A 5,225-nucleotide genomic window follows, 5' to 3' on the forward strand; every position below is an offset into this window, starting at 1 on the left:
GCTTTAACAATCTCAGGAGCTAATGATTCAGATTGTTGAATAATATCTCCAGAAAAATAAATAGCTCTATCTTCTGTACCATCGTCTTTTAAAGGAGCTAAATCTTTATTCATATACGACGAGATATGTCTGGATAAAACAAAAATATCCACTGCCTTTTTATAAATAGGAGATTCAGAGAGATGAGATGGGATATTTGGTAACATTTTAAATTTTCATGGATATATATACAAAAATACTCACAAGCTTTAGGAATCAAATTTAATATTTAAAGTAAAATGATATATTTGCTTTAATAATTAATTATTTTATTTGATTTTTGTTTAAAATGAGTATAGATACACTGAATTGGAAAATTTTAAAGTGCTTACAGCAAAATGCAAGGCTTTCAAATGCTGAAATAGGGCGCCAAGTTGGCATTACTTCTCCTGCGGTTTCCGAGCGTATAAAGAAAATGGAAGATTTAGGTATAATAGAAAGTTACAATACATTTATATCTTCATTAGAAGCAGGATATCAATTAAAAGCAATTATAACATTACGAGCTTTTATGGGGATGTTAAAACCTTTTTTAGAAAAAGTAAAAACCTATGATGAGGTTATTAATTGTTATAGGATTACAGGGAATGAAAATATTGTAATGGAAGTTGTTTTAAAAAACCAAAAGCATTTAGAATCTTTTATAGACGAACTTATTGTTTATGGAGAAACAAAAACGCAAATAGTATTATCTCATGTAGTAAAAAATAATTCTATTACTAAGGTTTAGTCTATTTAATCTTGAATACCTGTATTAATATGCAATTGTAATTTTATAATTGGGTGATAATTAAAAAATAAAAAACAATACTTTTTACTCTATAATTAGATGAGGCACATTATTAATATCCCAATCTATTACTAAACCATTAGCTAATTGCTGAGCAATTTTTTTTCCATATAAATACTCGCATAAATACAAAGCAGCTTCAAAACTTTTAGCACCACCAGCAGAAGTAATATATTTTTTATCATGAACAAATAAAACATGATCTCTTATGTCTAAATCAGGAAACATTGCTCTCATGGCATTTATATCGCTAGGGAAAGTAGTAGAAACAGAATGGTTTAATAGGCCCGCTTCTGCTAAAACAAAAGCACCATCGCAGTGAGAAGTAACAAATAAAGCATTTTTATCTACTTGTTTTACAAAATCTAACATTGCTTTATCTTTTAAATCGCTATCTAAATGATGTTCTGCACTCGGTACAACTAAAATATCAATTTTAGGTAAAGTATCTTTTGTATAATTATAATCAGGTAAAATACGTATCCCTTCAAAAGAAGTAATAGCGTTATCAGTATTAGCAACAGTAAAAACATTCATAGGTTTTATACTGTCTCTAAAAATAGTATGCTGAAAAATATCATAAGGAGCCGTTAATTCGGTATTGTAAGTACCATCCATAATTAAAAATGCCACATTATAACGATTAGGTTCTAATTTCGGAAATTGTTTTTGAGTAACTTCTGGTAATGTTGTTGTAACCTTAGTTTCCTTTTCTTTACAGCTTATTGTAAGTAACAAAACTGTTAAAAATATTACGATATGTTTCATAACGGTAAAATAAGTAATTGTTTTTTGTAAATTTAGTCAATCAAAAAAGATTAAAAAACGATTTGTTAAATACGTTTTTGCAAGAAGTAAAAACGAATAAAAACAATCTAATCAACTTTAAAATAAATACAACACATGAAACATCTTTTTAAATTCTCACTAGTATTAGTATTGCTATGTTTTGCTTGCGATAAAAAACAAAGCGAAACAGCAGAAGTAATAGAGAAACCAGAGGTAGATACTTATGTGCAAGACAACTACAATAAACAAGAAGTAGCTATAGAAATGCGAGATGGTATAAAACTACATACCACTATTTATTCTCCAAAAGATACAAGCAAAGAGTATCCTATATTAATGATGAGAACACCATATAGTAGCAAACCATATGGAGAAGGTAAATACAAAACAAAAATAGGGCCTAACACACATTTAATGAAAGAAGGAAATATTATTGTGTATCAAGATGTTCGCGGACGTTGGATGAGCGAAGGTGTTTACGATAACATGCGTGCATACATACCAAATAAAAAAGATAATAATGATATTGATGAATCCTCAGATACGTATGATACTATAGATTGGTTAATAAAAAATGTAGATAATAATAACGGTAAAGTGGGAACATGGGGTATATCGTACCCAGGGTTTTATGCAACCTATTCCACTATAGATGCGCACCCAGCATTAAAAGCGGCATCACCTCAAGCCTGTATAGGCGATTTCTTTTTTGACGATTTTCATCATAATGGTGCCTTTTTATTAAGTTATTTTAGAGCAATATCTTTATTCGGAACATCAAAAAGTAAACCCACAGATTCAACATGGTATAAATTACCAGAGTTAGGAACACAAGATCAATATCAGTTCTTTTTAGACGCAGGGCCATTAAGTAATTTAAACAGCTATTTTCAATATGAAAAACCAGATGATAAATCAATTTCAAAATCAGACAAAATCGATGATGTATTTTGGAAAGAAATAGTAAACCACCCTAATTACGATACAGTATGGAAACCTAAAGGATTAATACAAAATTTAAAAAATGTAAAATCAACTGTTGCTACTATGATTGTAGGAGGTTTTTTTGATGCAGAAGATTTATATGGACCTTTGGAAACATACAAAACAATAGAAAAACAGAAACCAGACAATTACAATACTATTGTATTTGGCCCATGGGATCATGGACGTTGGGCGAGCTCTCAAACAGAAAACTATGTAGGAAACTATTATTTTGGAGACTCAATATCGTTAAACTTTCAAAAAGATATAGAAACCAAGTTTTTTAATCATTTCTTAAAAGGAGATGGAAGCAAAAATTCAGGATTACCAGAAGCTTATGTATTCGATTCTGGTAGGAAAACATGGAGTAGTTTCGAGTCGTGGCCACCAAAGGCAATTACGAAGCAAACTTTTTACCTTAACGACAAAGAAGTTTTGGCAACAGAGAAAAAAGGAAGAACTAAAGAAACGTTTGTGAGCGATTTAGAACGCCCTGTACCATATTCTGAAGATATTAAAACAGTGTTTACACCTAGAAAATACATGACAGACGACCAGCGTTTTGCAGCAAGACGTCCAGATGTATTGGTCTTTGAAACAGATGTGTTAGAAGAAGATTTAACACTAGCAGGAGACATTCTAGCAAATTTAAAAGTAGCAACAACAGGAACCGATGCCGATTGGGTTGTAAAGGTTATAGATGTACACCCAGGAGATATTGAAGAACAAGAAACAGGTATGCAAGACCATTTAAAATTAAGTAACTACCACATGATGGTGCGTAGTGAGGTCATGCGAGGGCGTTTTAGAAATAGTTTTGAAACCCCAGAACCATTTACACCAAATAAAAAAACAGATGTAACGATTAAATTACAAGATGTATACCATACTATAAAAGCAGGGCATAAATTACAAATACAAGTACAAAGCACATGGTTCCCTCTTATAGATTTAAACCCTCAAACATTTGTACCAAATATATATAAAGCTAAAGAAAGTGATTTTAAAAATCAAACACACACTGTGTTCAATGATTCTAATATAGAATTTTCAATTTTAAAATAAATATAAAAATATATTTTAAAGCGCCGCTGAAATAACCTATTTCAACGGCGCTTTTTTAGTCTTAGTTTTTTATACGCCAAGGTGGATTTTTTCTGTTTTCTCCAGCGTTATATAAAATAATAGTATTACCATCACAATCTTTTAAATGCGCCTCTCGCCATAACCAAGGCTTATCCTCTGGTAATTGAGTAAAAGAAACCCCTTTTTTTATGAGTTTTTGTACCAATTCATCTAAATTATCATCTTCAAAATAAATGGTAATATTAGTATTTTGAGTCATAGTTTCTGTTTCATGAATTGAAAATGTGGCATTACCATCTGGACATTCAAAACGTACATATCTTGGCGAAGCATCTACTATAAGTTTTAAGCCAAGCGTTTTGTAGAACGCTACAGCTTTTTTTATATTAATAGATGCTATGGTGATCTGGTTTAAATTCATTTATCCTTTTTTAGCTTTCATATATAAATTCAATCCTAAAAATAAAATAGCACATAAGGTACTCACGGCGGTCATAATAAGCCAAGTATCATCAAACCCAATACCTTCAACAAATTGTAAACCTGCATTGTGGGCAAATATACTAGCTATTGAAAAAGACATAGCGTATAAGGCCATAAACTCCCCTTGATTTCCTTTTTTTGCGCGTTCCATAGCAAATGCATTGGCAAAAGGGAAGGCTATCATTTCTCCAAAGGTCATTAAAAACATACCAATGATAATAACACCTATCCAGTTACTAAGAATAAGTACTAAAAAGCTTAGCCCAGTTAAAATACTACCAAAAAGAATTAATCCAATTTGTGTAAACTTTGTATTTTCTAGCCATTTAATTAAAGGCATTTCAAATAAAAAAATAAGAAAACCATTAGCGCCCAGTAATAATCCTACTTCTGGTTTACTTAAGAAATGAGCTTGTCTGTAATATATTGGCATGGCAGAGAAGTATTGAAAAAATACTAGCCCAAATAATATAAGTGCAAAACAAAAAATTATAAACGGAATATCTTTATAAGCAGATTCAGGGCTATTATTTACAATATCGTCTTGTACTTTTGCCTTCTTTGGGTTTAAAACATTTATTAAAAGTAAAGTAGCCGCAATACACGTAATACCATCTACCCAAAATAAGCCTGCATAGCCAAGAGTAACAATAATTAAACCACCCAAAGCTGGCCCAGCAGAAAACCCTAAATTTATAGCTAAACGAATTAAAGTTACACTTCTAGTTTTATTTTCAGGTTTGCTATAAGCACTTAGCGCTACAAACATGGCGGGTCTAAACATATCTGCAAATAGCGTGAGTATAAAAATACCAATGCATAACAATTTAAAAGTAGTAAGATATTGCAGGCCTATAAATAAAAAACCAGTAAGCAATAAACTAAATACCATTATTTTGTAATACCCTATTGTATCAGTTAATTTACCTCCAAGCCAAGTTCCTACAACAGAACCAACACCAAAACAAGTCATAATCCAGGCAACATTAGATAAAGATAAATTTAAATCTTCTGTTAAATAAATAGATAAAAATGGAATTACCATAGTACCGGC

General features: G+C 31.0%; 5 protein-coding genes and 1 pseudogene. 2 read left to right on the forward strand and 4 right to left on the reverse strand.

Annotation, left to right across the window (positions count from 1 at the left end; genetic code table 11):
• Positions 1 to 206, reverse strand: a pseudogene (locus ACVC2P_RS00290) (hypothetical protein); the annotation flags it as partial.
• A gap of 122 nt (positions 207 to 328) precedes the next feature.
• Between ACVC2P_RS00290 and ACVC2P_RS00295 the strand changes: the two are divergent.
• Positions 329 to 769 (forward strand): Lrp/AsnC family transcriptional regulator, encoded by a 441-nt coding sequence (locus ACVC2P_RS00295; protein ID WP_452596490.1) that lies wholly within the window; start codon positions 329 to 331, stop codon positions 767 to 769.
• 84 nt (positions 770 to 853) lie between these two features.
• Here ACVC2P_RS00295 and ACVC2P_RS00300 read toward each other — a convergent pair whose 3' ends face one another.
• Positions 854 to 1,597 (reverse strand): DJ-1/PfpI family protein, encoded by a 744-nt coding sequence (locus tag ACVC2P_RS00300; RefSeq protein WP_452596491.1) that lies wholly within the window; start codon positions 1,595 to 1,597, stop codon positions 854 to 856.
• A gap of 135 nt (positions 1,598 to 1,732) precedes the next feature.
• Here ACVC2P_RS00300 and ACVC2P_RS00305 point away from each other — a divergent pair, with 135 nt between their 5' ends.
• On the forward strand, positions 1,733 to 3,667 hold the full coding sequence (locus ACVC2P_RS00305) for a CocE/NonD family hydrolase (RefSeq protein WP_452596492.1): 1,935 nt from the start codon (positions 1,733 to 1,735) through the stop codon (positions 3,665 to 3,667).
• A 61-nt stretch (positions 3,668 to 3,728) separates the two neighbouring features.
• On the opposite strand, the gene ACVC2P_RS00310 is transcribed toward ACVC2P_RS00305, so the two are convergent.
• Complete coding sequence (locus tag ACVC2P_RS00310) at positions 3,729 to 4,109, reverse strand: VOC family protein (RefSeq protein WP_452596493.1); 381 nt, start codon at positions 4,107 to 4,109, stop codon at positions 3,729 to 3,731.
• Positions 4,110 to 5,225 (reverse strand): MFS transporter (locus ACVC2P_RS00315; RefSeq protein WP_452596494.1); only part of this gene is annotated, 1,116 nt, incomplete at its 5' end.

This window comes from Pontimicrobium sp. MEBiC01747 (genome assembly GCF_053601635.1).